Origin of the sequence: Halarchaeum grantii (assembly GCF_014647455.2) — an archaeon.
Taxonomy (GTDB): Archaea; Halobacteriota; Halobacteria; order Halobacteriales; family Halobacteriaceae; genus Halarchaeum; species Halarchaeum grantii.
The window spans coordinates 411,956-437,881 of the sequence record NZ_BMPF01000003.1 but is presented as its reverse complement, the minus strand read 5'-3'; the positions used below and the strand labels follow the sequence as shown (position 1 = coordinate 437,881).

Below are 25,926 nucleotides of genomic sequence, written 5' to 3'. Positions count from 1 at the left end.
CCTCGGAGGGGCGCAGGACCGGTCGCCGCTCGCGGACCGACACGAATAAGCGGGTTTCGACAGTATCGGCGGATATGGAGTTACAAGACCTCGCGTTCGGCATCTTCGGCGTCGCCGCGGTCGCCGAGATAATCGCGCTCGTCCTCGTCATCGTCGTGGGCGTGCAGTCGATGGCGCTCTTCTACGTCATCGCCGCCGCCGCGCTCGTCGCGCTCGCCGCGCTCGGGATTTACACGCTCGAAGCGTGGCGACACCCGACGTCCGACCACGAGTCGCACACGACGCACTAGCGCGACGGGCAATCCTTATTATTCGAGCGGCGCCGAGTTACTAGCCATGACCGTTGTCTCCATCTCCATGCCGGACGAACTCGCCGACCGCATCGACGAGTTCGCGGACGAGCACGGCTACACCGGCCGCTCGGAAGTCGTCCGCGAGGCCGCACGCAACCTCCTCGGCGAGTTCGAGGACAAACGCCTCGAAGACCGCGAGCTGATGGCCGTCGTCACCGTGATGTTCGACTACGAGACGACGACCGTCGAGGAGAAGATGATGCATCTGCGCCACGAGAACGAGAGCCTCGTCGCCGCGAACTTCCACAGTCACGTCGGCGACCATCACTGCATGGAGCTGTTCATCCTCGAAGGGGAGCTCGCGGACATCTCGACGTTCGTCGGGAAGGTCCGCGCGACGAAGGACACCCTCACCGTCGATTACTCGGTCACACCGGTTGACGACGTCGGGCCGTTCGCCTGACTCACCAGTCGCGTCGCTCGAAGTAGTCGGCGAGCGCGGCCGTCTCGACGCCGTACCGCTCGGTGAGCGCGCCCGAAGGGGCGAGCAGTGCGCCCTCGTTCACCCATCGGTAGAAGGCGGTGAGCGAACGCGGCGCGTCCGTCGGGGGTCGCGGGTCCGCGCGCACCGACTCCCCGGTGACGGCTTCGAGCGCGGTCGCGACGTCGTAGAGCGAGTGCGTCCCGCCGACCACGGGGAGGCGCTCGGACCCCGCTATGTCCCCTCGGAAGACTGCGGCCGTCGCGCGGCCGACGTCGCGGGGGTCGGTGAACGCCGCGCGGGCGTGGCCCTCGAGCGGGAAGGGGAGTCGTCCCTCCGCCTCGACGGTCTCGCGGACGCGCTCGAAGGCGTCGAGCGGGATGCCCGGCCGGAGGGAGACGTGCGGGACGCCTCGCTCGGCGAGGTCGGCGTCGACGCTCGCGCGGACGTCGACACAGCGGACGCCGGGGCGCTCGTCCGCGCCGAACACCGAGGCGTGGACGGCGGGCGTCCCGGTTCGTTCGACGGCGCGAACGAGGGTCTCGCCCCGCTCCGTGGTGGTGCGCGCCGACCCGGTTCCGACGGAGAGGAAGGCGCCGTCCGCGTCGGCGAGCGCGTCCTCGACGTGGTCGAGTTGGTCGCGCCGGCCGTGCACGACGTCGAGACCGTGCGCCGTGAGCGCTCGCGCGGCCGGCGAATCGGTGTCACGGGTGAGCACCACGGCGTCGATACCGGCGTCATCGAGCGCCCGTGCGGCGGCGTAGCCGTATCGGTCGGTCGCGCCCGTGACGAGCACACGCATCACCCGGGCTAGGGCGGGCCGGTTCAGACCGCTTTCGGTTCGTCACGACGCCGAACCGAACACCACCTCGTCCGCTGTATCGACGGTTGAGACGCGGCTCTCAGCGGGTTTTCCGGTGTTCAATGTGCGGGTGTCAGCCGCTGGTCCGCCCTCGGACTTCCATACAGACAGATAAGGGTTCCGTATACCCCACCGCGTCCGCAGTAATCGGGTTCGCTCGGACGCGCTACTCGAAGGAGGCGAGGGAGGCGTCCTCGTGGTCGTCGTCCGCGTCCTCACCCTCGCCGTCCGCCTCCGCGCTCGCGGCGGCCGCCGCCGCGACGTCCGGCATCACGTCCGTCGCGAGTTCGACGACCGACTCGTGAACGCCGACGAGTTCGACGGTCTCCGAGAGCGCGCTCAGGACCTGCTGGACCGGCATGTCGAGTTCGTACTCGCGGTAGGTGCCGCCGCGTCGCCCCTCGTTGCGCTCCGTGACCGAGATGATGCCGAGCATCGCGAGCTCGCTCAGGTGATCGCGCATACGGCGGGGGACGAGCGGGTCGCGGTTCGCGAGTTCGGCGAAGCGCGTGTAGCGCGGGCGGACGTCGCGCGAGCGGATCGGCGTCTCGCCCTCGAGGTCGTTCGTCACGAGCGCGTAGAGCACGAGGTGGCCGTGCTCGGTGAGCCCTCGAATGCCCTCCTCGATGCGGCCGCGTTCGAGCGCGGTGCGCCCACGGTCGACGTGGTCCTCGGTGACGGTGGTGGCCTCGTCGTCGCGCGCGACGTCGCCCGCCTTCATCAGGAGGTCGATGGATTGGCGGGCGTCACCGGCGTCCTTCGCGCCGTAGGCCGCACAGAGCGGGATAACGCCGTCGTCGAGGACGCCGTCGTGAAACGCGACGTCCGCGCGCTGTTTCAGGATGGCCTTCAGGTCGGTGGCGTCGTACGCGGGGAAGTGGATCTCGTTCTCGCAGAGCGAGGACTTCACCTTCGGCGAGAGGTCGTCGCGGAAGGAGAAGTCGTTCGAGATGCCGATGAGGCCCACTTGGGTGTCCTCGAGTTTGCCGTTCGCGCGAGCGCGCGGGAGTTGATAGAGGATGGAGTCGTCGCCGATGTTGTCGATCTCGTCGAGGACGATGAGGACCGTGCCGCCGTGCGAGTCGAGGTCCTCCCAGAGCATCTCGTAGACCGTCGCGAGCGGGTAGCCCGTCGTACTGATCTGGTTGTGCTCGGCGCGCAGTTCGTTCACGAGGTGGGTGGCGACCTGGTAGGAGGAGGAGAGGCCGTCGCAGTTGAGGAAGATGATGTCGAGGGCGATGTCGTCGTACTCGTCGGCGTCCTCGCGGAGGTGGTCGAGGAGGTAGCGCGTCGCCGCAGTCTTCCCGACGCCCGTCTTCCCGTAGAGGAAGACGTTGTTCGGCTGTTCGCCGTTGATGACCGGCTGGAGGGCGGACGTGTAGGTTGAGAGTTCCTCGTCCCGCCCGACGAGTTCGGCTGGCTGGTAGTCCTCCCGGAGTGCGTCGCGGTCCCGATAGATGTCGGTGTCCCGCTCGAAGAGCCCCATGCGAACGTCCCAGACCGCCGACCACAATAAAGCCACCGCGTCCGGAGTGTCCGGAGTGTCCGGAGCGTCCGCTGTTCCGAGTTCACTTGAAGGCCTATCGAAGACGGATAACGGTGTCGGCTAACACACCCCCTCCACTTTGTCCGCAGTACTGGCGAAAGGGAGGGAGGGGGTGGAAGAGAGGACTCTAGATGAGGGAAAAGATTGAATAAAGAGAAAACAAAACAGTATCCGCACTGCGAACAAAATAGAACATATAGAATGAAGATATGTCTTCTATCAAACTATTCTTCTCCTTGTCTTCTTCTCTCTTCTCTGTTGCTTCAATCCTTCCCGAACCGCGGCGGCACGTATTGCCGCATCCCGTTCCCCCACCCGGTCTTCTCCCGTCGTTACTGCGGACAAAGTGGGGTGAGTGTCCCCCCCCGGTGGCCGTCGCATTCCGCCCACTCCACAGAACAGCGGACATAGTGGTGTGTCCACGGTCGGGCGCGTCCCGGCTCCCCACCAGCGCTGTCCGCCGGTATCTCGACGTCCCGATTCTCGTCCCGACGCCCGCTCGACCACCGCTTCCGTCGGTTTCCTCTCCTCCTCCCTTTCCGCGCTCAGGGCTCGGCGGTATCCCGGACGGACCGGTGTCCCCCCACCACCACGCCCCGAACTCGATAGATCGAGTGATATAGTGCCTGAAACGGACTTTTTCTCCGGACACGGTGGTGTTCGATTCGCCGTACACTGCGTCCGCTCTCCGACCGGTCTCCGACCCCGTTCGACACCATCCCGTCCGCAGTACTGGCTGGTGGTCCGCCTCAGCGTCGCCGAACCGACATCGCCACGTCCGGCTGTCGTCCGCGTTTATTCTGTCGACCCCCTCGGCGGTTTTTCGGCACCGATCCGGACCGTCAACACCGGCACGTTCGCTCGACGGACCACCCGCTCGGTCGTGCTCCCGAGAAGCACGCGCTCGACGCCGCGTCGCCCGTGCGTCGCCATCACGACGAGGTCGATGTCGTGCTCGTTCGCGTACGTGACGATCTCGTGTGCCGGCGTTCCATTGACGACTGCGGTTACGACGTCGATCCCCTCTTCGGCCGCGGCCTCGCGGATCCGGTCGGTCGCACGCTCACCGACCGCCTCCATGTCCGCGAAGAAGTCGTCGACGTGCGTGTCGAAGCTCATGTCGTCGAGTCCGGTGGACGCCAGCGCGGCGTCGTCGACGACGTAGAGTGCGTGTACCGTCGCCTCGAACCGCTCCGCGAGTTCGAACGCCTCGTCCAGCGCCTCTATCGACGCGTCACTCCCGTCCGTCGGCACCAGGATGTGCTCGTACACGTATCTCGCTACGCTACCCCGCCACTTCGCTCTTCGTCCCGCCGATGCGCTCGCCGCTCACTCCACCGGGACGCGGACGCCCCTCTCCGCCGCCCGCTCGCGGAGGCGCTCGATTCGGTCGTCGAGGCTCGGGTGCGTCGAGAACCACTCCGCGATCGGGTTCTCGTCGTCGCTGTGAACGTAGAGCGGCGAGAGGACGCCCCACCCGGGCTCGGTGGCGCGCTGGATCTTCCTGAGGGCGGACGCGAGCGCGAGCGGCCGCCCCGTCAGCTCGGCGGCCCGGTCGTCGGCGGCGAACTCGCGGTTTCGCGAGTGCGCGCGCACCGCGAGCGTGAGGACGACGAGGACGACGACGGTGACGCCGTCGACGGCGGCGCGAAAACGCCCGAACGGCGTCTCCGCCCACCCCTCCGGCCGCCCGGCGAGCCACGCCCACGCCTTCGCGAGCCCGGTCGCGAAGAGCGCGACCGGGAAGAGCGCGACGGAGAGGACGCCCGCGACCGTCTGGCCGAGGCTGAACGCCAGCGTCTGCACGAGGCCGTCGTGACTCTCGAGGTGCGCGAGCTCGTGTGCGAGTATCGCGTCGAGTTCCTCGGTCGTGAGGAAGCGAAAGAGCGAGCGGTCGAGGACGACCGCGCCGCTGCGCACGCCCCCGAACGCGTTCGGTGCCGCCATCGCGCCCACGTAGACGTCCGGGACGTCGATATCCATCTCCGCCGCGAACTCCTCGATGCGGTCGTAGAGCCGCGACGCCCGCTCGGGCGGGAGGTAGGTCGCGTTCAGGTTCGAGAGGAGACGACGCGTGCCGAACGCGTAGCTGAGGGTGCCGAAGACGAGCGCCGTGACGGCGACGACGAGCAGCATCGTCGCCGGGTCGGGCCGCGCCGCCCAGAGCGACGCAAGCACCCAGTAAGCGAGGTAGGCGGCGCCGAAGTAGGCGACGAGGAGCGTCACGCCGACGACCGCCATCAGCGCGCGTAACCCGGCTCGGGTCATCGACTCCGTGTACGGATGCGTGGTAAAAACGCGTTCCGGCGGGCGGGGACGCCTGCCGTCTCGTCCCGCTCCTCATACATCCGATATCGCGATACGGTTTCGCCGGGGGTTACGCGAGCTTCGCCTCGAAGCGCTCGCGGACCTTCTCGACCTTCGGCTGGGCGTGCATCGTGCAGTAGGCGTCGTCCGGGTTCTTCTCGAAGTAGTTCTGGTGGTACTCCTCCGCCCGGTGGAACGTCTCGAGTGCCTCGACCTCGGTGACGACGTCGTCGTCGTACTCCTCGTCGAGCGCGTCGACGTACGCTTCGGCCTGCTCGCGCTGCTCGTCGTCGTGATAGAGGACGATGGAGCGGTACTGCGTGCCGACGTCCGGGCCCTGCCGGTTCAGTTGCGTCGGGTCGTGGACGGTGAAGAACACCTCGAGGAGCTCGTCGTAGCTCACGACGGCCGGATCGTACTCGAGTTGGACAACTTCCGCGTGGCCCGTCTCGCCCGCGCAGACCTCCTCGTACGTCGGGTCCTCGGCGTGGCCGCCGGCGTAGCCGGACGTGACCTTCTCGACGCCTTCGAGTTCCTCGAAGGCCGCCTCGATACACCAGAAACAGCCGCCGCCGAACGTCGCGGTTGCTCGCTCGCTCATACTCCCTCGAAGGGCCTCTGTGGGTATGTAGTTGACGCGAGCGTCCGCGGCCGCCGGGTGCGGAAAGCACTTGTCCGCCGGCGCGTACCCTCCGGGTATGGAGTGGCGTCGACGACGGATCGTCCGTGCCTGTGGCCTCGGCGCGCTCGCGGCGCTCACGGGCGCGGCGGGCTGTCTCGACTCGCCGGGGTCGCCGCTGCGCGTCGAGCGCGTCTGGCTGCCCGCCGGCGGCGACGCGACCGGTGCCCTGTCCGTGCGGGCGCGCATCGCCAACCCCGCGTCGTCACGCGCGAGCGCGGACGTCTACCTCTACGCCGACCTCGGCGACGACACGCTCGTTCGACGCGAGCGCGTGCGCGTCCCCGCCGACTCGACGACGGTCGTCGCGGCGTCCTTCGACGTCGCGTACGAGGAGGCGACGACCGAGGACGTGGGCGCTCGCGCGGACGTCCACACCGGCTGACTACGTGCTCGCGTTCTCCGCGACGGCGTAGACGGTGACGCCGTCGTTCTCGTAGGCCACGGAGAGCGCGGGGTCGTCCGCGAAGCGCGCCGTGACGTTCCCGTAGCGCTCGCGTTCGAGCGCGCTCACCCAGACGTATTCGACGTCGTACTTCTCGAGGAGGAGGTGGCGACTCGTCGTCTCGGTGGTCGTGTAGATGGCGTCGACGTCGTTCGCGCGCGTCGCGTACGCTTCACCGCCCCGATAGATGGATTCGTGCACCCAGCCGACGACCGTCGGGACGCCGGTGAGGCTGGAGGCGGGGTTGCGCCACGCGTACGCGGTCCGCCCCGGGCGTTCGACGATGGTCGGCGTTCCCGATTCGTTCGCGAGCCACTCGATGGCGGCCGCCTGCTCGGGGTGGTCGGTGTGCGCGTACTCGATGGCGTCGAGTGTCGGGTCGCTCGTCCCGGTGAACTGGTCGGTGAGCGCGAGGCCGGCGTAGGGGAGGACGAGCGTGGCGACGACGAGGGCGACGCAGGCGGCGCCGACGACGCGACGGTCGTCGCGGGAGACGGGCAGCCACGTTCGCGCGCGGGTGAGGAGGCTCGCGAGCGCGACGCCGGCGGCGACGCTCCAGAACGCCCACGCCGAGAAGTAGGCCTTGAAGACGGTGTTGAGGCGGCCGGCGGCGGCGGAGTCCTGGAGGTAGGCGAACTCGACGAGGACGACGAGGCCGGCGCCCGCGACGACGAGCACGGTCTCGAAGCCCACCCGGTCGGAGCGGGTGCGCAGGAGGTACCAGCCGGCGAGGACGAGCGGGCCGGCGAGCGCGAGGCCGACGAGGTCGAGACGCCACCCGGCGACGAGGAGACCGACGGCGAGCGCGGAGAGCGCGCCGACGCGTCGCGGCGTGAGCGCGGTTCGCCCGGCGAGGTAGCTCCCGAGGACGAGGAGGAACGCGCCGTGGACGACGAGGAAGCCGCCGAGCGGGCTCCGGTTCGGGAGGAGGGCGGGACTGCGGCCGCTGACGCCGCTGAGGAGGACGTTGTCGACGAACGGCGCGACGAGCAGGAGGCCGAGCAGGGCGACGCCGACGGCGACGGTGACGCCGAGGGCGAGCCGTGTGCCCTCTTCGGGCAGTCGCGACCGTAGCGAGCCGCGCCCGTCGAGTGCGGCGAGACCGCCACGGCGCGCGCCGAATCCGGTTCGGAGGCGCGCGGGGAGCAGCGTTCGCGGCGAGGCCGGCGCGAGCGCGACGGTGAGCGCGACGAGGCCGGTGGCGGTCGCGAGACCCCACGTGTTCACGAGGGTGACGGCGCCGACGCAGGCCCCGAGGACGCAGAGGAGGCGGCGTCGGTGTCCGACGTCGTCGGCGCGCCAGTAGGCCTCACAGACGCCGACGACGAGGAACGTCACGAGGACGGCGACCATGTGCGCGTGCAGGTCGCCGTTCAGGTAGCTGAAGAAGGGGAACTCGGTGATGTAGACCGTGTCGGCGTCGTGCATCGCGCGCGAGGCCGTCCAGTAGGTGAACGTCTCGGGGGTGACGCTCGCCTCCGCGACGGTGCGTCCGAGGGCGTCCGCGAGCGCCGCCGTCCACGGATCGGGGAGGAGGCCGGCGAGGAGGCGGACGGGTGTGAGGAGGTTGCTCGCGAGGCCGAAGCAGACGGCGGCGAGCGCGCCGGCGGCGCGCGCGGGATACCCCCTGTCGGCGGCGAGGTTCCGCGCGAGGCCGAACGCCGCCGTCACTTCGGTGGCGTAGACGCCGGCGAGCGCGAGGTTGTACGCGTAGCGGCCGGCGGTGTCGGTGAGCGTCGCGAGCGTCGCGGCGAGCAGGTGGCCGCCGTAGTAGTAGACGACGTGGTGGCCGGCGAACCAGAAGTCCTCGGGCGGGAGCGCGGGCGCGCGGAGGAGCGCCTGCAGGAGACCGAAGTCGAGGAACTTCTCGCCCGCGCCCGGGACGGCGCCGGCGTCGACGGCGCGGATCGCGAGCAGCAGTCCGAACGCGAGCGTGAAGACGACGAGCGCTTCGGCGTACGCCCGCCGCGGAAACGAGAAGGCCTCGCGGGACGCGACGGACGCGGAGAGGCCGACGAGCGCGAGGGCGACGAGCGCGACGGCGGGCGGCCCGAACGCGAGTTGGCCGACCCAGTAGGTGCCGAGCAGGAGCGCGACGAGCGAAAGCGGGAGCGCGACGGCGACGCCGCGCTCGGGGGCGCCCGGATAGAGCCGGGACGCGAGCGGAACGCCGACGAGGAGGAGCGCGGCGAAGACCAGCCACCAGAGGCCGACCAGCCCGTATTGCATCGTCGGAAATCGCGTGAGTGGTGGCTATATGTCTTCGGTTTCGGCCCGGTCGTTCGGTGGGGCCCGCGACGCTCCCGTCGGCCCTTTCCCGGTCCGACCACCTGAAAATTATATTTAACCGACAGGAATAAGTACGTGTCCGGTGTGCTATCTCTCATACATGGGCGTCGAGCACACCGTTCCGGGAGCGGGTGACGTTCTCGAGCGGACGCGCGACGCCGTCCTCGTCTACGACACCGATGGGGCCGTCAGCGACGCGAACGCCGCCGCGCACGACGATCTTCCCGACGCGCTCCTCGACGATGCCTTCGACGCCGTCGACGGCGGAATGCGGTCCTATCGCGACGCGCTCACTGCCGTCCGCGTCGGCCAGCGCGACGACGCCCGCGCCCGGCTCTCCGTCGGCGACCGTACCCTGAGCGCGCGCTTCACGCCGGTCGCCGACGACCCCCCGCGTCCCGTCTGTGCCGTCCTCCGCGAGCAGGACGACCCGCGCGTCGAGGACCTCGCGCTCCTCTGTCGCGTCCTCCGACACGACATCCGGAACCGCGCTACGATCATCGGGGGGTGGGTCGACCACCTCCGCGAGCAGTCCGACGCCGTCGAGTGCCCGACCTACGATCGCATCGTCGGCGCCGTCGACGACATCATCCGCACAACCGAGACCGCCGACGGCATGGCGGGCGCCGTCGTCGACGGCCGAGTCGTCACCGACCCCGTCCCGCTCGCGGAGACGCTCGAGCGCGAAGTCGAGGCCGTCCGTCGCGAGCACCCCGACGCCGTCGTCAGCGCCCCGGACCTCGACGCCGACCTCGCCGTCGAGGCGACGCCGATGCTCGGGACGGTCTTCTACAACCTCCTCCAGAACGCCGTCGTGCACAACCCCGCGAGCGAACCGCACGTCACCGTCACCGTCGACCACACGCCCGACACCGTCACCGTCAGCGTCGCCGACGACGGCCCCGGGATCCCGCCCGACTGCGCCGAGACGCTGTTCGAGCGCGGCGAACAGGGCGCCGAGAGTCGGGGGAACGGCCTCGGCCTCTATCTCGTGAAGAAGTTCGTCGATGCCTTCGGCGGCGACATCACCGCCGGCGCCAACGACCCGACCGGGGCCGTCTTCGCCGTGACGCTCCGGCGGGCGTAGCGTCCGCCTCCGCGACGCCTGCACTTCGCGTCGTCTACGACTGCGGCCCGAGGTAGCCCCACGCCTGCAGGCGGTCGCCGTCGCCCTCGGTCCAGCGCTCGCCGATGTCGTCCCGATAGTACATGTTCGGCATCACGATGTCGTCGATGCGGCCGTAGGCCTGCTCGCGCGCCTGCTGCATCGTCTCGCCCTTCCCGGTGACGACGAGGGGCATGCCGGATTCGCCGGCGACCCGCCACTGGCCGTCGACCTGCTTCGCGTCCTCGATGTGGATACCCTCGCGCGAGTCGGTGTCGAAGACGACGGCGGCGTTCCGCGAGTTCTCGTCGTACGTCTTCTCGTCGTCGAACGGGAACGGCGGGAGGACGATCCGAACGCCGATCTGGTAGCCGTTGTGCACCTGCAGGTCGGGATCGTTGCCGTGCGCGAGGTCGTAGAAGAACTCCCCGGTACTCGACTCGATGGACTCCTCCTGGAGGGCGATGGTCGGGTAGCCGAAGCGCGGCGTGAACTCGAGCGGGTAGATGCCCGTCTCGTTGACGATGCAGTTGACGTCGATGCTCCCGACGTATCCCTCGTTGGCGAGCCAGCCCTCGAGTTTGCCGAGCGTCTCCTCGAAGAGCTTGTTCCGGCCGCCCCAGAACATGCTCGTCCCCATCTCACCGGTGGACGGGCCGATGTTCCCCGGGAACAGCTTCTTGTGCTCGAAGTTGAAGTTGACGTCGTCGATGAACTGCTCGCCGTCGAAGAACCCGCAGATGGCGACCTCGACGCCCTCGACCTTGCGCTGGAGCTGGAAGCCCTTCATGCGGTGGCCCCAAGCCTTCTTGTACGCGCGCAGGACGTCGACGACGTCGCTCCCGTCGTCCTCGTTGCCGACGTAGAGGAGGCGCTTGACGTTCTGCACTTCGCCGAGAGGCTTGATGACGTAGGGTGCGGGGTTCTCCTGGACGAACTGGACGCCCTCGTCGAAGTCGTGGAAGATGTGGTGCTCGACGGTGTTGACGCCGTGCTCTTCGAGGACCTCCATGGCATAGCCGCGGTCCTCCTCCAAGTGGTCGGTGTTCGGGGTGCCCCCGACGACGGCCTTCCCCCGCTCGCGGAGGTCCTGGGCGAGCGCGCCGGTGCCGATGTCGGCGCCGACCCAGATGTCGTCGAAGACGATGACGTCGGCCCACTCGACGTCGCTCTCCCAGTCGTCGGTCTTCGGGACGAACCCGTCGCCGATCTCCTGGTCGCTCTCGGCCTCGATGTAGTACTTGACGCTGTGGCCCTCCCGGTGGACCTGCCACGCGAGGTCCGTGATGAGCGCGGCGTCGAGCGAGCAGAAGAGGAAGTTCTTCGTATCCATACTCGGGAGTGGCGCGGCGGCGAGTAAAGCCTGGGGGGCGCTCGCGCCGCTCGCACGAAACGCTTATTGCTGAGTGAACGTTCAGTCAATGCGTGGTGGCTGACCGTTCACCCGACCCCGAACGCCGGCGACACCACCCCACCGATGACTGACGCGACCACCCCCGCTGACGCCCCTCCCGCCGGCCCGGCCGACGACACCGTCCTCGTCTCCCCCACCGGCAGACCCCGGCTCCACCTCCCCCGGCCCGACGACGAGGGCGACACGACCCGCCCGCGCTGCTCCGTCGACGGCGACTTCCGCGCCAAGTCGCTCGCCGTCTACCCGCCCGCCCACCGCACGTGGTGTCGGTACTGCCTCGACGCGTGGCGCGCCGGGAACGACGCCGCCCGCGCCGGGTCGGACGCGACCGTCGAAGGAAGTAGCTAACTGCCGTGACCCGCAACCCTCCCGACATGGACGACGACGGCCCCTTCCCCGAGGAGCCAGCGGACACCCGAACCGCCATCATGCGGGCCACGTACGACGCGCTCTGCACGCACGGCTACGCCGACCTCACCATCCAGCGCATCGGCGAGGAGTTCCCGAAGTCGAAGTCGCTGCTCTACCACCACTACGAGGGGAAGGACGACCTCCTCCTCGAGTTCTTGGGATATATGCTCGAACGCTTCGAGGAACGTGAGGCCCCCGCGGACGGCGAGGCCGACCCGGAGACGCGCCTCCGGGACTTCCTCGACCACACCTCCCGGTGTCCGGGGAGGAACACAACCCCGACTTCCTGCGGGCGCTCATCGAGTTACGCGCGCAGGCCGCCCACGACGAGGCCTACCGCGAGCAGTTCACCCGCACGCAGGAGCGCTTCCACGCGCACCTCGCCGACATCGTCGCCGACGGCGTCGAGACCGGCGTCTTCCGCGACGTCGACCCCGAGCGGGTCGCGAGCTTCCTCGCCACCGTGCTCTCCGGGGCGATGTTCGACCGCGTGACCACCGACAGCGACGTCGCCGCCGCCACCCGCGCCGAACTCCACCGGTACGTCGACGACTGCCTCCTCGCCGAGTCTACATAGTTAGGGACTTCCCCTTTGCCGGTCCGTCGCCTCCACTGTATCGTGGCCCCGATGGCCACGGTGCGCCTCGGCCACTCCCCCCCTCTCCCCCCTCGGCCGGGGCGGCGGACTCGTTCGCGTCACGTCCTCTCGTCCGGTAGCCAACGGTTAAGCTCGCTCACCAGGCCGCGTCGAGGACGCCTTCGAGCGCGTTCGCGTCGACCGCGACCCCGGCGGGGACGTTCTCGACCAGTGCGTCGGCCGCCGTCGTCGCCGCGATCGCCGGGAGGGCCTCGCGCTCGACGCCGTCGACGTCGCGCAATCGCGCCGGCAGTCCGAGCGCGTCCCGCACGCTCGCCACCGCCTCCACGACGCCCCCGGCCGGGTCGTCGGCTTCGACGCCCACTGCGTCCGCGAGTAGCTCGCGTCGCCCGTCCGCCCCCGCGAAGAGGTGTGCGAGCGCGTGTGGCGCGACGGCCCCGTGCGCGGCGCCCTGCTGGACCGGCGCGTGCGCGGTGAGGCCGTGCCCGAACGCGTGAATCAGCGCGAGCGTCGACCCCTCCGGGCGCGCGATGCCGTACTGGACGAGGACCATCCCCCTGAGCGCCCGCCCGTAGTCGGGATCGTCGCCGCGAAGCGTCGGGAGCGCGTCCCGGAGCAACGCGAGGCCGCGCGCGGCCGTCCCGTCGGTGATCGGCGTCGCCGTCCGCGCGTAGAGCGACTCGACGCCCTTGTCGAAGCCGTTCATCGCGGACGCGCAGAGCACGCCCGTGGGCGTCGTCGCGACCAACTCGGGGTCGTAGACGGCCGCCTCCGGCATCAACCCCGGCGCGGAGAGGCCGCCGTCGACCGCCGTCTCGACGTGGCCGTTCGCTGGCGTCGCCGTGAGGCCCGCCCCGAGCGAGAGGTCCGCGCCCGCCAGCGTCGTCGGCACCACCACGAGCGGCGGGAGGCCCTCGGGGACGGGCAGGCGCCCGGTGTCGGCGAACGCCGCGACCGCCTCCTCCCGGTCGTCGTGTGCGACGAGCGCGCGAACCGCCGCCGCGACGTCGAGGCTCGACCCGCCGCCGAGCGCGACGATGCCGTCACAGCCCCGGTCGTCGTAGCGCGCCGCGCCCGCGAGCGCGGTGTCGAGGCGCTTCTCCGGCGTGGTCTCCGCGAACACCTCGCCGAGGCGCTTCCCCGCGCCCTCCCGAACGGGGTCGATCACGGCGGGCGTCGTCCCGGTCGTCGTCCCCGCGACGACGAGGGCGTTCGAGACGCCGACGCGAGCGAGTTCGTCGCCGAGCCCCGTCACCTCGCCCGCGCCGTACCGTATCGCCGCCGGCCGGTAGTCGAAGCGAAACGGTGCCTCCGGGTCCTCAAGTGCGTGCATACCCCTCCCTCGGTCCGCCGGCGGGTTAAACGCCCGCGACCGCCTGTCCGAGTGCGCTGTCGCGCGCCGAACCCGACGGCCGCACGAGCGCTCGACGCGTCGGTGGGCGCTGCGGCGCGGTCTGCACGCCGCGCTCGCCGTCGGCGGACACCGCCACGACTGCGTCCTCGGTCGTGTGCCGGTCGAGCGCACGACCGAGACAGACAACACAAACAGTCTGTCTGAACAATACTACTGGTCAGTATTACTAGAGTGTTTGCACGACGGGGCCGGGATGACCAACGCTTAAGCGCCCGGTGAGCCAAGCGCCGCCATGGAAATAGTCGACTACGAGCTGTTCGAGGTGCCGCCACGGTGGCTGTTCCTGAAGGTGGAGACGTCGGACGGCGTCGTCGGATGGGGCGAACCGGTGGTGGAGGGGCGCGCGAAGACGGTGCGGACGGCCGTCGAGGAACTGATGGACACCTATCTCCTCGGGACGGACCCGTCGCGGATCGCCGACCACTGGGAGACGATGTATCGCGGCGGCTTCTACCGGGGCGGGCCCGTCCTCATGAGCGCCATCGCCGGCATCGACCAGGCGCTCTGGGACATCAAGGGCAAGCAGTACGGTGCGCCCGTCCACGAACTCCTCGGCGGGAAGGTCCGCGACAAAGTGCGGGTCTACCAGTGGATCGGCGGCGACCGGCCCGCCGAGGTCGGCGAGGCCGCTGCGGAGAAGGTGGAGGCGGGGTTCACGGCGCTGAAGATGAACGGGACCGCGGAGATGGAGCGCATCGACAGCCCGGCGGCGGTCCAGCGGGCCGTTGAGCGCCTCGCCGAGGTTCGGGAGGCCGTCGGCGACGAGGTGGACATCGGGGTGGACTTCCACGGGCGGGTGTCGAAGACGATGGCGAAGCGACTCGGGCGCGCGTTGGAGCCCTACGAGCCGTTCTTCATCGAGGAGCCGGTGCTGCCCGAGCACAACGAGGCGCTGCCGGGTATCGCGGAGACGACGACGGTGCCGATCGCGACGGGCGAGCGGCTGTTCTCGCGGTGGGACTTCAAGGAGGTGTTCGAGCAGGGGGTGGTGGACCTGATTCAGCCGGACCTCTCGCACGCCGGGGGGATCAGCGAGGTGAAGAAGATCGCGGACATGGCCGAAGCGTACGACGTGGCGATGGCGCCCCACTGCCCGCTCGGCCCCATCGCGCTGGCGTCGTGCATCCAGGTGGACGCGACGTCGCACGCGGCGCTGATTCAGGAGCAGAGTCTGGACATCCACTACAACGAGACGAGCGACGTCCTCGATTACCTCGTTGACCCGTCGGTGTTCGAGTACGAGGAGGGGTACGTGGACATCCCGGACTCACCCGGGCTGGGTGTGGAGATCGACGAAGCGCACGTGCGCGAGATGGCCGAGCAGGAGGTGAATTGGCACAACCCGGTCTGGCGCCACGACGACGGCAGCGTCGCCGAGTGGTGACCCCTTGAGCGAGCGCCACCCTTCCTCAGGCCGCCGTTGCCGTCCCCGAGCGTGTTCGGAGCGCGAGTGCGACGGCGACGACCCCGACGGCCGGCGCGACGAGCGACGAGAGCGCGGTGCCGACGCTCGTCGCGGACGCGAGGACGCCGACGGCGGCGGGCGCGAGCGAGAGACCGAGGTAGTTCGCGCCGGTCGTGAGCGCGTTCACCGGGCCGCTGTACGCGGGTGCGACGTTCACGCCGAACGCCGAGAGCGTCGGGTAGAGCCCACAGACGCAGAGGCCGACGACGAGGACGGCGGCGACGACGGCGACCGTCCCGCTCGCGGTGAACGCGACGTAGAGCGCTGGCGCGGTGACGGCGCCGAGGACGGCGACGAGGGCCAGCGGGTCCACGCGGCCGACGATAGCGCCGTAGAGGGCGCGCCCCGGGACGTACGCGACGAGGTACGCGGAGAGCAGGACGTTCGCGTACGCCTCCGGGAGGAAGCCGCTCGCGTAGTAGGGGAGCCACGTGAAGAGACAGCCCTCGATGCCGCCGCTGCAGACGAGCGCGAGGAGGACGCCGAGGATGCGCCGGTCGCGAAGCAGCGCCGCGAGTCGCTCCCGTGAGAGCGCGCGCTCGCCCGTTTCGATGCTCGGCGGGCCGGCGCGCGCGACGAGGACAGCGGCGGGGACGAACGCCACGGACAGCACGGCGAACACCCAGCGCCAGTTCCCGACGGCGAGGACGGCGACGACGACGAGCGGCGCGGCGGCGGCCCCGACCGCCCAGACGAGGCCGTAGACGTTGAAGATGCGCCCGCGCTGCTCGGGATAGAAGTGCGCGAGGACGGGGCGGTCGAGGCCGCGCACGACGCCGTCCGCGCTCCCCTGTACGAAGAGGAACGCGAGGAAGACGCCGTAGGCGGGCGCGGCGCTCATCGCGAGGAGCGCGACGCTCGCCACCGCGAGCGCGGCGAGGACGGTACGGCGGACGTCGAGGCGGCCGGCGGCCGCGCCGGCGAGGAGGACGGTGCAGAGGAAGCCGACGGTGCCCGCGGGCGCGACGAGGCCGAGGAGCGCGGGGTCGACGTCGAAGGCGCGCTGGAGGCTCGGGACGAGCGCGCCCCGCACCTGCAGGGCGAGCGCGTCGCCGACGGTGAAGCCGAACACGGCGGCCGTCCAGCGGCGACGAGCGCTCATGTCGGTATCGTCCACGCCCGACCAGTAAAAGTCGCGGATCGGCGGGCGGGTTGCCGCGCCCTCGGTACTCGTCCGCGTGGGTCCATTCCCTCTCCTACTTCCGCCTTCGTGCGTTCGAGTGGCCCTCTGGGATACACTTACATGGATCCGCGCGCAAGCAGCAGTCGTGACGTCGTTGTCCTCACCCGTCGACACCACGCGTCGCGCGGACACCACCCCTCGCGGTCGGGCCGGGTCCACGGTTCCGGCCGCCGCGCCGACATGCCATCGAGGCTATCGGTGTCCCGCGACCGGGGAGGTGGTCGCCTGATGGCGACCGCGACCGTCGGCGACCTCCGGTGTGCGGTCTGTGAGACCGAGTTCGACGACCTCGACGTCTTCTTCGAGCACGACTGCGACGCCGACGACGGCGGGGCGTTCGCCGTCGCCGACGACTAAGCGAGCTCCTCGCGGACGTCCGCCGTCGCGTCCCGCCACGCCGCGACGAGTCGGTCGTCGAACGGCTCGCTCTCCCACTCCGCGATACGTCCCTCCTCCTTGAGGGATTCGACCGTCCGTCGCGCGCCCTCCTCGAGTGGGACGGTGTACGCGAAGCCGAGGTCGCGTTTCGCCTTCGTGTTGTCGTAGAGCGTCGAGAACTGGAAGTGATCGCGGAGCATCCCCGTGCGCTCGGGTGCGACGTCGACGAGCACGTCCGTCGGCACGTGGACGAGCTCGGGCTCGGGCGCGCCGATGGCCGCCGCGACCCGCCGGTGGTACTGGTTCCACGTGATGCACTCGTCGCCCGTGACGTTGTACGCCTCGCCGTACGCGGCCTCGTTCGCGACGGCGCCGACGAACCCGCGCGCGACGTCGTCCCGGTGGCACGCCGACAGCAGGCCGGTGCCGTCGCCGTGGACGACGATGGGTTTCCCCGCCCGCAGGCGGTCGACGTAGTAGGTGCCGTTGCCGAGGGTGTGGTTGAGCGGGGCGCCCTCGCCGTAGGTGTCCCACGGCCGCAGGACCGTCGTCGCGAACGCGCCGTCGTCGTGGGCGTCGAAGAAGACGTCCTCGGCGCGCGTCTTGTTCAGGCCGTAGTCGCTCACGTGGTGGTCGGCGTCGTGGCGCTGGGCGTCCTCCGTGACGGGATTGCGCTCGGGCGGGCGCGCGTAGACGTCCACCGTCGAGCAGAAGACGTACTGCGTTATCTCGCCGCCGAACGCCTCGACGGCCGCCTCGGCCTGCTCGGGCGTGAAGCAGACCATGTCGATGACGACGTCCGGGGCGACGTCGGCGGCGAGTTCCGCGAGGCGCGCGTCGTCGTTCCGGTCGCCGGTCTCGTGCGCGACCGACTGGGGCACCTCGGCGTCGCGCTCCCCGCGCGTGAACGCCGTGACGTCGTGGCTGGCCGCGACGAGCCCACGGACGACGCCCGTGCTGATGAGGCCGGTGCCGCCGACGACGAGGACGTCAGTCATCGCCCACACTCCGTCTATCGAGAACTAAAGTACACACTACGCTCCCCCGTTCTGCCGCTGTCCTCTTGGTGGTTTCCCCTCCGGTCACGCGCCGCCGCCCACGCCGGCGGACGCGACGGCGTCGGTCGCACCACCGAACTTATTACGTCACTCCGCCGATACCGGCCCATGACGAACGTCGGCTTCCAACTGTACAGTCTGCACGCGGTCGACGACCCCCTCCCGGCCGTCGTCGAGCGCGTCGGCGAAACCGGCTTCGGGGGCGTGGAGTTCGCGGGACTCGACGGCGCGAGCGTCGCGGCGCTCACGGACGCGCTCGACGCCGCCGGCCTCGACGCCGCCGGTGCCCACGTCGCGCTCGACGATATCGAGGCCGACCCCGCCGGCGTCGCGGAGACGTACCGCGCGCTCGGCTGTACGGACGTCGCCGTCCCGTGGCTCGACCCCGAGCACTTCGCGTCCGCCGAAGCCGTCGAAGCCACGGGCGAGCGCCTCGACGCCGCCGCGCGCGCCCTCGACGAGCACGGCCTCACGCTCCACTACCACAACCACGACCAAGAGCTCGTCGAGGTGGACGGCCGACACGCACTCGACTACCTCGCGGACGTCACCGACGTCGTCGGCCTCCAACCGGACCTCGGGTGGATCGGCGCGGGCGGCGGCGACCCGCTCGCCTTCCTCGACGCGCACGCCGACCGCATCGACCAGGTCCACTTGAAGGACTACGTCGCGGGCGAACCCGGCACCGTCAAGGTCGGCGACGGTGACATCGACATCGCCGCCGTCGTGGAGGCCTGTCGCGAGCACGGGTTCTCGTGGCTCATCTACGAGGCCGAGGAGCGCCCGGACTCCTACGAGACGCTCGCGCACGCTGACGCGGTCGTCGAGCGGTACTGGTAGCGCGCCCGTCCCGTCGACCGACTCTTTATGTGGTGGTCGGCGGTAGGGCGACGCATGCACGTGGACATCGAGCGCGTCGCCGACACGCGCTGTCACACCGGTGAGGGACCGCTCTGGCACCCCGACGAGGAACGCCTCTACTGGACGGACATCCCGAACGGCCGCCTCTACCGCTACGACCCCGCGCGCGACGACTACGAGCGCGTCCTCGACGACGACATAGCGCTCGGCGGGTTCACCATCCAGGAGGACGGCTCGCTCCTCTGCTTTCGCGGCGCGGGCCGCGTGGACCGGTTCGTCGACGGCCGACTCGAGCACGTGACCGTTGTCGAGTCCGCGACGCACACGCGCTTCAATGACGTCATCGCCGACCCCGAGGGGCGCGTCTACGCCGGGACGATGCCGACCGACGACGAACTCGGCCGCCTCTACCGCCTCGATACGGACGGCACGGTGACCGAGGCCGACGACTACGGCTACGACATCCCGAACGGCATGGGGTTCACGCTCGACCGCGAGCGCCTCTACCTCACCGAGTCCGAGGCCAACTCCGTCTACTGCTACGACTACGACCGCGAGACGGGCGCGCTCTCCGACCGGCGCACTTTCCTCGACCTCTCCGAGGAGGCCGGCGTCCCCGACGGCATGACGGTCGACGCCGATGGCGACCTCTGGTCGGCGCGCTGGAACGGCGGCGTCGTCGCGCGCTACGGGTCGGAGGGCGCGGAACGCGGCCGCATCGAGTTCCCCGCGCGGAAGGTGTCCTGCGTCACCTTCGGCGGCGCCGACTACGACGACGTCTACGTGACGACGGCGCTCGAGGGCGGCGAGCGCGGGACGGAGGGCGACGGCGCCGGCGCGCTCTTCCGCTTCGACGCCCCCGCCGGCGTCACCGGCCGACCGGAGTTCCGCTCGGCGTTCCCCGTCGAGTGAGCGGCGTGCGCCCTCAGAACGAGGGCATCACTTCCTCGCGGACGACCTCGCAGAAGGCCGCTTGGTCGGGACTCGAACTCTGATAGACGATCTGGTCGAAGCCCGCGTCGACGTACGTCTCCGTGACGTCGAGGAGGTCCTGTGGGTCGTCCGTGACGACGAAGGCGTCGCGCATCGCGCGCTCGCTGACTTTGTCGCCGTGCGACTGGAGGTATCGGGGGTCCGCGACGTCGGCCTCGAAGACGATGGGGAGGAGCGTACAGCGCCACGGCTCGCAGGCTTCGAGCGCGCGCGATTCGTCCTCGTCGTAGGCGACGTGTATGTGGACGGTCTTCTCGACGTCGTCGAGCGTCCCGTTGCGCGCCGATTTCTCGACGCCGCGCTCGACCGCCGGGAACAGCTCCTCCTCGACCCGCTCGGGGTCCTCGTAGACGGTGACGTAGCCGTCGCCGAGGTCGCCCGCCAGCCGCGCGGACGTCCGCCCGCTCCCGGCGACGTGAATCGGCGGGGTCTCCTCGGGACCGGTGTAGAGGTTCGCGCCGTCGAGCTCCCAGAACTCGCCGTCGAAGTCGACGAACGACCCCTCGAAGAGCGCGCGGATGACGCGAATCGCCTCGGCAGTGCGCCGGGCTCGCTCGCCGTATGCCGGGCGCTCGTAGCCGAGCGGGCGCTCGTTGAGCGCTTCGCCGGTCCCGAGGCCGAGGAAGACCCGCTCCGGGTAGAGCTCACAGAGGGTCGCGAGCTGGTGGGCGACGTTGGCGGGGTGGTAGCGCTCGAGGATGGCGGTGACGCCGGTGCCGATTTCGACGTCGTCGGTGCGTTCGAGCGCGGCGGGGAGCCACGACCAGCAGTTCCCGCCGTGGGCCTCGCTCCCGTCGGCGAGGTGGTCGAACCACGGGTGGAAGTGGTCGTTGACCCAGACGGTCTCGAACCCCGCCTCCTCCGCGAGCGTGACCTGTTCGAGGCACGCCGCCGGCGAGAACTCCTCGAGCGACGCGAAGTAGCCGAACCGTGTCATGCGTCACCGTCGCACCAACACGACTAAAAGCCTTCCTCGCTCCCCGCTCCGTTGGTGAACCGATGGATTGACTGTCGCAGGCGGTGACCATTCGCGCATGGAGTACACGAAACTCGGCGCGACGGGCGTGGACGTCTCGCAGCTCTGTCTGGGGACGTGGCGCTTCGGGAAGGAGTCGAACGGCGTCGTCGAGACGGAGAAGGAGGACGCGCACGACCTCCTCGACGCGTTCGCGGACGCGGGCGGGAACTTCATCGACACCGCGAACGGCTACGGCGACGGGAAGAGCGAGGAGTGGATCGGCGACTGGCTCGCCGACCGGGACAGGGAGGACTACGTGCTCGCCTCGAAGGTCTACTGGACGCAGGAGTCGCGCTTCCAGGAGAACCTCTCCCGGAAGACGATCCGCGCCGAGATCGAGGGGACGCTCGACCGCCTCGGCACGGACTACCTCGACGTCTACTACATCCACCGCTGGGACGACGACACCCCCATCACGGAGACCCTCGAAACCCTCACGGCGCTCGTCGAGGAGGGCAAAGTGAACTACCTCGGCGCCTCGACGATGGCGTCCTGGAAGCTCACGAAGGCGCTCTGGAAGGCCGACACGGAGGGTCTCCAGCGCTTCGACGTGACGCAGCCGCTCTTCCACGCTGCCTACCAGCGCGACGTCTCCGACTACCTCGAGGTGTGTGCGGATCAGGACCTCGCGGTCTGCCCGTACTCCCCGCTCGCGGGCGGCTTCCTCACCGGGAAGTACGAGCGTGCTGGCGAGGACACCTACGACGTCGAGGCGCCCGAGGGCTCGCGCGGCCAACTCGACGACGTCTTCTCGGACTACTACGTCTCCGAGCGCGGCTGGCACGTCCTCGAGGCGGTGAAGGCGGTCGCCGACGAGGAGGACGCGACGCCCGCACAGGTGTCGCTGCGCTGGCTGATGGATCAGCCCTCCTTCACCTGCGTTCCCATCGTCGGCGCGCGCACCACCGAGCAACTCGCCGAGAACCTCGGCGCCGTCGACGTCTCGCTCTCCGACGCGCAGTTCGAGCGCATCCTCGACGCCCGCTACGACGAGGGCGGCGAGTACTACGAGACGTCCGCCTGAGCGCGCCCCACCCGAACGGTTTTATCCGTCCCGTACAATCGTTACATAGAGTCACTACTTTATCTCTTCCTCGGGTGGCGCGTCCCACGCCGCGCCGTCGTCCTCGGGCCGATAGCCGAGTTCCGTCCGCACGCGTTCGAGGCTGAACCACCGGTTCGCGTTGTCGCTCAGTCCCGTGTAGACGCCGTGCTCGACGGTGTCGTCGTCGAGACAGCACGCGACCTGGTGAGCGAAGTCCCGCCGCGACTGCCACATCGCCGCGATGTGCGCGACCTTCCGCTCGTACGCGGGCGACCCCCGCTCGAAGCGCCCGTCGGCGACGCCCGCTTCCGCGCCCGCGTACGGGTGGTCGTCCCCGCGAGCGTGGACGTTCATAGGCAGTCTACTGAAGTGGCCTCACCGACGAGCAGAAGGCGACGTGGGGCTCCATCGAGGAACCTGACCTAATCTGCCACTCCACGGATTACTTCGGACGGTACGCTTCACCTGACACGACCGGCCGTTCTCTTTTGAGAAACGATCTTGGGATCGTCGGATCCCTTCTGTGGCTGTCGCGCCCGAGAGCGGATAGTTTACACGAGTATCCATGTAATCCCTATCGCCCAGTGTACGACGCTGTGCTCATGAAGAGAACGAGTAACAGCAGACACTCTCGGGAACATGAACGAGTTGAGGTCGGCTCCGATTCCGATGGACCCGGTGTGCTCGACGATTCCGTTGACGAACGCAACGGCACCGCCCCCGTGGACGATCATCCAAGAGGCGACCGTACAGGACTGACCGGTCGTTCTGCAGGTACCAGTCCTACCGATTGTTCGTAGCGAGGCGACCGCTCATTCTCTGTTCTCGCTCCGAGAACGCACCGATCGGGATGACGTTGCCCCCACGCTAACGGCGTGAGATATGAGGATAGATGAGTCGGTGGTCGGCTGTGAAATTCCAGTCATCGTTGTGGTCGGCCGGAAACTGTTCCCCACTCGTGAACACACATCTTCGGAGTGTTTCGCCCGGTATTCGGTCCCGGGGAGAGCAGTGAAAGCCACCTTCCATGACATGTCTGACATGGCGGTACAGACGGTCTAGTGGGCTTGATGACTCGGCTCGGTAGTAGAGAACGCTCCTCAACGACCGGGAATAGAGGGGCTCGTCAGTGGTCCGGCGTGATAGGCGATACTATTTTATACGATACGGCGGAACTCTTAGGTATGGATCGCCTGCTGGTGCTAGCTCGCGAGACCGATGTCGGAGAGAAAATGCTGCGCACCGCTGGAAGGCACGCTGCCGGGATCGGTGCAGAACTGATAGTCCTGGCGGCTGTCGACGAGAACGACTACAGGTCGACTCTCCAGCGATCGAGTGATAGTCGCGTAGACGAAATCGAGTCAGTCGATGATCTCGAATCCCGGATGCGAGAGGAAACGACGGAGCTCGCCGATCGGGTGCTCCGCGACGTTGACGTGGAGTACGATGTGGTCAGTGAAATCGCATCACTACCGGATGGAATCATCTCGTTCGCTGAGGAGAACGACTGCACGCACATCTACGTCGTCAGCCAGAAACGCAGTCCCACAGGGAAAGCGATCTTCGGTGATCTGGCGCAATCGATTCTGCTCAACTTCGACGGCCCAGTGACGGTCCACACCGAATAGAAGTCAACGACGGTACCGTGACGACTCTTTATTCCGAGGTGACGGTGTCGACGACACCTCTGAGGTAGCCGACGGTGAACGAGCGCGCGCGGTGTCGCCAGTCGTCGTCGCCCTCCATTTCGGGGACGTGGTCCGGGATCACGACGCCGTCGAAGCCGACATCCTCCAGCGTGCGTACGACATCCGCCGTCACGAAGTTCCCCTCGTCGACAAACGTCTCGTGGAACTGCGGGACTGCGCCGACGACGTCACGGAAGTGGATGAAGACGATGTCGTCGCTCTCACCGAACCGGCGGACGACTTCCGTGACGTCCTCGCCCATCTGGGAGAAGCAGCCGAGACAGAGCTTGAGCCCGTGGTTGTCGCTCGGAACGAGGTCCATCGCCTTCTCGAAGTTCTCCACGTTCCGAAACAGCCGCGGAATGCCGCCGATCGACTCGATCGACGGCGGATCAACGGGGTGGAGTGCGAGGTCAACGCCCGCCTCCTCGGCAACTGGCAGCACCTCCTTGAGGAAACCGTGGTAGTTGTCCCAGAACTCCTCCTCGGTGTACTCGTGGTCGAGGACCGGTTCGTCGGGGTTGTCGATCTCGTCGAGGTCGAAGGCCGTCCCCGTGGCGTTCCCCCGTAGCTCAACCGGCTCCGTGCGCATGGGGACGACGCCGCGGGGGTTCCACTGGTATCCGAGGATCGGGATATCCGCCTCGCCGAGGTTGCGAATGAGCGTCTTGATCTGTTCGAGCGCTTCCTCGCGGCCCTCGCGGCCGAGCATGATGTCACCGTACAGTGAGTACGGGAGCGACTGGATGCCACGGAGCGTGAGGTCATGTTCCTCGACGTGTTCGCGGGCCTCGGTGAGTTCTTCGGCCGACGGGATCGTGCCGCGACCGACCTCGACGGTGTATGACGCCGTCCGGTCATTGAACTCGTCCGGTTCCTCGTCGGTATCGGCGTGGTCAACGAAGACATCGGTTGCTCCCAGCTGCCGGATGAAGTTCAACCGTGACGTGGAGAGGTTCCGCGTCCGTACGCCGACGCTAATAGTACCTTGTCTCACGGGCATACCGTGAGGTGTTCCGTCGAACTATAAATATGTGTGGGTGTCAGGTGCAGTTGCGTCCCGACTCGACGGTATCCAATCCAGCCTGAAGTGTCGGCTAGTCTCTATTTCTCCGGGCGACCCAACCTTCGGCACCACAAACGTTATTAATTCTTGGTGATACTGAGGAGGTATGCCGCGCCGAGATGACGGTAAGCCAGAGTCGAGTAGAGTGTACAATCGCCGCAGCGTCCTCGCCGCCCTCTCCTCCGCCGGCGTCGTCGGACTTGCCGGATGTAGCTCGTCGGATGGCGGCGGAACCGGGTCCGGCAGCAACAGTAGTAACGGCGGTGGTAGCGGCGGTGGTGAGGTCAGCATCACGCTTCCCAGCGTCAACGAGACCGGAACGCCGATGGTCAACGCCGGCGAGAAGTTTAAGCAGAAGGTCGAGTCCGAGTCGGACGGCGCCATCTCCGTTAAGGTCACTCCCGGTGGCTCCTACGGGTCCGAACCCGAGAGCATCGACCTCCTCTCTAGTGGAAGCATCGAGATGTACACCGGCGGCTCCGCTCCGTACCAGCGCTGGGCAAACGAGTACTACTTCGTCAACCAGCCGTTTGTCATGGAGAGCTTCGATCAGCTGCTCACCGTGATGCAGAGCGACGAGTACCAACCGGCGTACGATCAGATCCGCGAAGACGGGAACGTCCGCGTGATGGGTGAGCCCCGCGTCTACCGCGGCGTCCGACACTACACGTCCAACAACGAGGTCAAGAAGCCCGGTGACGTTGAGAACATGGACCTCCGCCTGCCCGAAGAGGACGCTTGGATACAGATCTGGGAGGAAATCGGTGCGAGCCCGACGCCGGTGGCACTCAACGAACTGTACTCGGGACTCCGAACTGGTGTCGTGGAAGCGTCTGAGGGGCCGCCGGCACAGATTTCGTCGCTGAAGCTCTGGGAAGTGCAGGACTACTACAACCTGACCGGTCATCTCGTCCTCGGCGGGAGTATGTACATCAACGACGACTTCTTCCGAGGCCTCGACGAGACCTACCAGGACATGATCACGCAGGCGGCCAACGAGGCCACTGCCGAGGCGTCTGAAGAGGCAATGAAACAGGAGGAAAAGCTGATGACTAGGATCAAAGAAGAAGGAATGACCATCGTCGACGATGTCGATCAGGAGGCCTTCGCCGAGGCCGGACGTCCTGCCGTCGAGGAACTGTTCGAGACGACCTATGCCGGGACTTGGGACAAATGGCGAAATCTGTAATAGGGCCACGATTGCGTAGAACCCCGTAACTGAACAGCGAACGCGAACCAGCCGAGACCGAGAACTAACTCCAGATAATCGCCTCTGACGTTTTTGCGGTCCTCTCGTTGTCGGGTACTGGCTAGATTAGATACCACG

26 protein-coding genes and 1 pseudogene are annotated in these 25,926 nt (G+C 68.4%); 14 read left to right on the top strand and 13 right to left on the bottom strand.

Translation table 11 applies throughout. The features are described 5' to 3' along the window. Positions 1-74: 74 nt before the first annotated feature. Together IEY12_RS12020 and IEY12_RS12015 are read left to right on the top strand one after the other, a co-directional pair. Positions 75-290, top strand: a complete 216-nt coding sequence (locus IEY12_RS12020) for a hypothetical protein (protein ID WP_188883951.1) — start codon at positions 75-77, stop codon at positions 288-290. 46 nt (positions 291-336) lie between these two features. Then, the gene (locus IEY12_RS12015) at positions 337-756 is read left to right on the top strand and encodes a CopG family ribbon-helix-helix protein (protein WP_188883950.1); all 420 of its coding nucleotides are present in this window, start codon (positions 337-339) and stop codon (positions 754-756) included. A 1-nt stretch (position 757) separates the two neighbouring features. Here the strand turns inward: IEY12_RS12015 and IEY12_RS12010 are convergent, their stop codons facing one another. The 5 genes from IEY12_RS12010 to msrA all read right to left on the bottom strand — a co-directional run bounded on the left by IEY12_RS12010 (position 758) and on the right by msrA (position 6,090). Continuing rightward, positions 758-1,576, bottom strand: coding sequence for an SDR family oxidoreductase (locus IEY12_RS12010; RefSeq protein WP_188883949.1), 819 nt, complete (start codon positions 1,574-1,576; stop codon positions 758-760). 226 nt (positions 1,577-1,802) lie between these two features. After that, complete coding sequence (locus IEY12_RS12005) at positions 1,803-3,122, bottom strand: orc1/cdc6 family replication initiation protein (RefSeq protein ID WP_188883948.1); 1,320 nt, start codon at positions 3,120-3,122, stop codon at positions 1,803-1,805. 855 nt (positions 3,123-3,977) lie between these two features. Next, a complete protein-coding gene (locus tag IEY12_RS12000; protein ID WP_188883947.1) occupies positions 3,978-4,454 on the bottom strand; it encodes a universal stress protein in 477 nt (158 codons plus the stop codon). A 57-nt stretch (positions 4,455-4,511) separates the two neighbouring features. Continuing rightward, positions 4,512-5,450 carry a M48 family metallopeptidase gene (locus IEY12_RS11995; RefSeq protein ID WP_229871251.1) on the bottom strand — a complete coding sequence of 313 codons (939 nt, stop codon included), beginning with the start codon at positions 5,448-5,450 and terminating at the stop codon, positions 4,512-4,514. A gap of 109 nt (positions 5,451-5,559) precedes the next feature. After that, a complete protein-coding gene (gene msrA / locus IEY12_RS11990; protein WP_188883946.1) occupies positions 5,560-6,090 on the bottom strand; it encodes a peptide-methionine (S)-S-oxide reductase MsrA in 531 nt (176 codons plus the stop codon). A 97-nt stretch (positions 6,091-6,187) separates the two neighbouring features. On the opposite strand from msrA, the gene IEY12_RS11985 reads away from it, so the two are divergent. Continuing rightward, on the top strand, positions 6,188-6,553 hold the full coding sequence (locus IEY12_RS11985; protein WP_188883945.1) for a hypothetical protein: 366 nt from the start codon (positions 6,188-6,190) through the stop codon (positions 6,551-6,553). Here IEY12_RS11985 and IEY12_RS11980 read toward each other — a convergent pair whose 3' ends face one another. Continuing rightward, complete coding sequence (locus IEY12_RS11980; protein ID WP_188883944.1) at positions 6,554-8,842, bottom strand: DUF2298 domain-containing protein; 2,289 nt, start codon at positions 8,840-8,842, stop codon at positions 6,554-6,556. Positions 8,843-8,984: 142 nt separating this feature from the next. On the opposite strand from IEY12_RS11980, the gene IEY12_RS11975 reads away from it, so the two are divergent. Next, positions 8,985-9,989 carry a sensor histidine kinase gene (locus IEY12_RS11975; protein WP_188883943.1) on the top strand — a complete coding sequence of 335 codons (1,005 nt, stop codon included), beginning with the start codon at positions 8,985-8,987 and terminating at the stop codon, positions 9,987-9,989. 34 nt (positions 9,990-10,023) lie between these two features. On the opposite strand, the gene IEY12_RS11970 is transcribed toward IEY12_RS11975, so the two are convergent. Further along, positions 10,024-11,340, bottom strand: a complete 1,317-nt coding sequence (locus IEY12_RS11970) for a phosphoribosylglycinamide synthetase C domain-containing protein (RefSeq protein WP_188883942.1) — start codon at positions 11,338-11,340, stop codon at positions 10,024-10,026. 144 nt (positions 11,341-11,484) lie between these two features. On the opposite strand from IEY12_RS11970, the gene IEY12_RS11965 reads away from it, so the two are divergent. The 3 genes and pseudogenes from IEY12_RS11965 (at position 11,485) to IEY12_RS15735 (ending at position 12,409) form a co-directional block, all read left to right on the top strand. Beyond that, positions 11,485-11,769, top strand: coding sequence for a hypothetical protein (locus IEY12_RS11965; protein WP_188883941.1), 285 nt, complete (start codon positions 11,485-11,487; stop codon positions 11,767-11,769). 26 nt (positions 11,770-11,795) lie between these two features. Further along, a pseudogene (locus tag IEY12_RS15930) lies at positions 11,796-11,924 on the top strand (TetR/AcrR family transcriptional regulator); the annotation flags it as partial. A 164-nt stretch (positions 11,925-12,088) separates the two neighbouring features. Then, positions 12,089-12,409 (top strand): TetR family transcriptional regulator C-terminal domain-containing protein, encoded by a 321-nt coding sequence (locus IEY12_RS15735; protein ID WP_229871248.1) that lies wholly within the window; start codon positions 12,089-12,091, stop codon positions 12,407-12,409. Between the two features lie 157 nt (positions 12,410-12,566). Here the strand turns inward: IEY12_RS15735 and IEY12_RS11955 are convergent, their stop codons facing one another. Beyond that, positions 12,567-13,763, bottom strand: coding sequence for an iron-containing alcohol dehydrogenase (locus tag IEY12_RS11955; protein ID WP_188883940.1), 1,197 nt, complete (start codon positions 13,761-13,763; stop codon positions 12,567-12,569). A 313-nt stretch (positions 13,764-14,076) separates the two neighbouring features. On the opposite strand from IEY12_RS11955, the gene dgoD reads away from it, so the two are divergent. Continuing rightward, positions 14,077-15,228 carry a galactonate dehydratase gene (gene dgoD, locus IEY12_RS11950; RefSeq protein WP_188883939.1) on the top strand — a complete coding sequence of 384 codons (1,152 nt, stop codon included), beginning with the start codon at positions 14,077-14,079 and terminating at the stop codon, positions 15,226-15,228. Between the two features lie 25 nt (positions 15,229-15,253). Here dgoD and IEY12_RS11945 read toward each other — a convergent pair whose 3' ends face one another. Further along, positions 15,254-16,411, bottom strand: a complete 1,158-nt coding sequence (locus tag IEY12_RS11945) for an MFS transporter (RefSeq protein WP_188883938.1) — start codon at positions 16,409-16,411, stop codon at positions 15,254-15,256. Between the two features lie 309 nt (positions 16,412-16,720). Here IEY12_RS11945 and IEY12_RS15890 point away from each other — a divergent pair, with 309 nt between their 5' ends. After that, on the top strand, positions 16,721-16,849 hold the full coding sequence (locus IEY12_RS15890) for a hypothetical protein (protein ID WP_268246006.1): 129 nt from the start codon (positions 16,721-16,723) through the stop codon (positions 16,847-16,849). Here the strand turns inward: IEY12_RS15890 and IEY12_RS11940 are convergent. Further along, complete coding sequence (locus IEY12_RS11940; RefSeq protein ID WP_188883937.1) at positions 16,846-17,868, bottom strand: NAD-dependent epimerase/dehydratase family protein; 1,023 nt, start codon at positions 17,866-17,868, stop codon at positions 16,846-16,848. The genes IEY12_RS15890 and IEY12_RS11940 overlap by 4 nt on opposite strands. A gap of 168 nt (positions 17,869-18,036) precedes the next feature. On the opposite strand from IEY12_RS11940, the gene IEY12_RS11935 reads away from it, so the two are divergent. Further along, positions 18,037-18,768 carry a sugar phosphate isomerase/epimerase family protein gene (locus IEY12_RS11935; protein ID WP_188883936.1) on the top strand — a complete coding sequence of 244 codons (732 nt, stop codon included), beginning with the start codon at positions 18,037-18,039 and terminating at the stop codon, positions 18,766-18,768. 54 nt (positions 18,769-18,822) lie between these two features. Continuing rightward, positions 18,823-19,701 carry an SMP-30/gluconolactonase/LRE family protein gene (locus IEY12_RS11930; RefSeq protein ID WP_188883935.1) on the top strand — a complete coding sequence of 293 codons (879 nt, stop codon included), beginning with the start codon at positions 18,823-18,825 and terminating at the stop codon, positions 19,699-19,701. A 13-nt stretch (positions 19,702-19,714) separates the two neighbouring features. On the opposite strand, the gene IEY12_RS11925 is transcribed toward IEY12_RS11930, so the two are convergent. Continuing rightward, positions 19,715-20,719, bottom strand: a complete 1,005-nt coding sequence (locus IEY12_RS11925; RefSeq protein ID WP_188883934.1) for a TIGR03557 family F420-dependent LLM class oxidoreductase — start codon at positions 20,717-20,719, stop codon at positions 19,715-19,717. A gap of 97 nt (positions 20,720-20,816) precedes the next feature. Here IEY12_RS11925 and IEY12_RS11920 point away from each other — a divergent pair, with 97 nt between their 5' ends. Continuing rightward, complete coding sequence (locus IEY12_RS11920) at positions 20,817-21,824, top strand: aldo/keto reductase (RefSeq protein ID WP_188883933.1); 1,008 nt, start codon at positions 20,817-20,819, stop codon at positions 21,822-21,824. A 54-nt stretch (positions 21,825-21,878) separates the two neighbouring features. Here IEY12_RS11920 and IEY12_RS11915 read toward each other — a convergent pair whose 3' ends face one another. After that, positions 21,879-22,199 carry a hypothetical protein gene (locus tag IEY12_RS11915; protein WP_188883932.1) on the bottom strand — a complete coding sequence of 107 codons (321 nt, stop codon included), beginning with the start codon at positions 22,197-22,199 and terminating at the stop codon, positions 21,879-21,881. A gap of 830 nt (positions 22,200-23,029) precedes the next feature. On the opposite strand from IEY12_RS11915, the gene IEY12_RS11910 reads away from it, so the two are divergent. Further along, entirely contained in the window at positions 23,030-23,473 is a 444-nt protein-coding gene (locus IEY12_RS11910) for a universal stress protein (RefSeq protein ID WP_188883931.1), read from the top strand. 28 nt (positions 23,474-23,501) lie between these two features. Here IEY12_RS11910 and IEY12_RS11905 read toward each other — a convergent pair whose 3' ends face one another. After that, positions 23,502-24,536, bottom strand: coding sequence for a mannonate dehydratase (locus tag IEY12_RS11905; protein ID WP_188883930.1), 1,035 nt, complete (start codon positions 24,534-24,536; stop codon positions 23,502-23,504). A gap of 169 nt (positions 24,537-24,705) precedes the next feature. On the opposite strand from IEY12_RS11905, the gene IEY12_RS11900 reads away from it, so the two are divergent. Further along, a complete protein-coding gene (locus tag IEY12_RS11900; RefSeq protein WP_188883929.1) occupies positions 24,706-25,788 on the top strand; it encodes a TRAP transporter substrate-binding protein in 1,083 nt (360 codons plus the stop codon). Positions 25,789-25,926 lie beyond the last annotated feature (138 nt).

What these genes read in the sequence shown, in the direction of transcription:
- IEY12_RS12020 (WP_188883951.1), top strand. Translation starts at nt 75, where the DNA reads ATGGAGTTACAAGACCTCGCGTTCGGCATCTTCGGCGTCGCCGCGGTC.
- IEY12_RS12015 (WP_188883950.1), top strand. Translation starts at nt 337, where the DNA reads ATGACCGTTGTCTCCATCTCCATGCCGGACGAACTCGCCGACCGCATC.
- IEY12_RS12010 (WP_188883949.1), bottom strand. Translation starts at nt 1,576, where the DNA reads ATGCGTGTGCTCGTCACGGGCGCGACCGACCGATACGGCTACGCCGCC.
- IEY12_RS12005 (WP_188883948.1), bottom strand. Translation starts at nt 3,122, where the DNA reads ATGGGGCTCTTCGAGCGGGACACCGACATCTATCGGGACCGCGACGCA.
- IEY12_RS11995 (WP_229871251.1), bottom strand. Translation starts at nt 5,450, where the DNA reads ATGACCCGAGCCGGGTTACGCGCGCTGATGGCGGTCGTCGGCGTGACG.
- msrA (WP_188883946.1), bottom strand. Translation starts at nt 6,090, where the DNA reads ATGAGCGAGCGAGCAACCGCGACGTTCGGCGGCGGCTGTTTCTGGTGT.
- IEY12_RS11985 (WP_188883945.1), top strand. Translation starts at nt 6,188, where the DNA reads ATGGAGTGGCGTCGACGACGGATCGTCCGTGCCTGTGGCCTCGGCGCG.
- IEY12_RS11980 (WP_188883944.1), bottom strand. Translation starts at nt 8,842, where the DNA reads ATGCAATACGGGCTGGTCGGCCTCTGGTGGCTGGTCTTCGCCGCGCTC.
- IEY12_RS11970 (WP_188883942.1), bottom strand. Translation starts at nt 11,340, where the DNA reads ATGGATACGAAGAACTTCCTCTTCTGCTCGCTCGACGCCGCGCTCATC.
- IEY12_RS11965 (WP_188883941.1), top strand. Translation starts at nt 11,485, where the DNA reads ATGACTGACGCGACCACCCCCGCTGACGCCCCTCCCGCCGGCCCGGCC.
- IEY12_RS11955 (WP_188883940.1), bottom strand. Translation starts at nt 13,763, where the DNA reads ATGCACGCACTTGAGGACCCGGAGGCACCGTTTCGCTTCGACTACCGG.
- dgoD (WP_188883939.1), top strand. Translation starts at nt 14,077, where the DNA reads ATGGAAATAGTCGACTACGAGCTGTTCGAGGTGCCGCCACGGTGGCTG.
- IEY12_RS11945 (WP_188883938.1), bottom strand. Translation starts at nt 16,411, where the DNA reads ATGAGCGCTCGTCGCCGCTGGACGGCCGCCGTGTTCGGCTTCACCGTC.
- IEY12_RS15890 (WP_268246006.1), top strand. Translation starts at nt 16,721, where the DNA reads ATGGCGACCGCGACCGTCGGCGACCTCCGGTGTGCGGTCTGTGAGACC.
- IEY12_RS11940 (WP_188883937.1), bottom strand. Translation starts at nt 17,868, where the DNA reads ATGACTGACGTCCTCGTCGTCGGCGGCACCGGCCTCATCAGCACGGGC.
- IEY12_RS11935 (WP_188883936.1), top strand. Translation starts at nt 18,037, where the DNA reads ATGACGAACGTCGGCTTCCAACTGTACAGTCTGCACGCGGTCGACGAC.
- IEY12_RS11930 (WP_188883935.1), top strand. Translation starts at nt 18,823, where the DNA reads ATGCACGTGGACATCGAGCGCGTCGCCGACACGCGCTGTCACACCGGT.
- IEY12_RS11925 (WP_188883934.1), bottom strand. Translation starts at nt 20,719, where the DNA reads ATGACACGGTTCGGCTACTTCGCGTCGCTCGAGGAGTTCTCGCCGGCG.
- IEY12_RS11920 (WP_188883933.1), top strand. Translation starts at nt 20,817, where the DNA reads ATGGAGTACACGAAACTCGGCGCGACGGGCGTGGACGTCTCGCAGCTC.
- IEY12_RS11915 (WP_188883932.1), bottom strand. Translation starts at nt 22,199, where the DNA reads ATGAACGTCCACGCTCGCGGGGACGACCACCCGTACGCGGGCGCGGAA.
- IEY12_RS11910 (WP_188883931.1), top strand. Translation starts at nt 23,030, where the DNA reads ATGGATCGCCTGCTGGTGCTAGCTCGCGAGACCGATGTCGGAGAGAAA.
- IEY12_RS11905 (WP_188883930.1), bottom strand. Translation starts at nt 24,536, where the DNA reads ATGCCCGTGAGACAAGGTACTATTAGCGTCGGCGTACGGACGCGGAAC.
- IEY12_RS11900 (WP_188883929.1), top strand. Translation starts at nt 24,706, where the DNA reads ATGCCGCGCCGAGATGACGGTAAGCCAGAGTCGAGTAGAGTGTACAAT.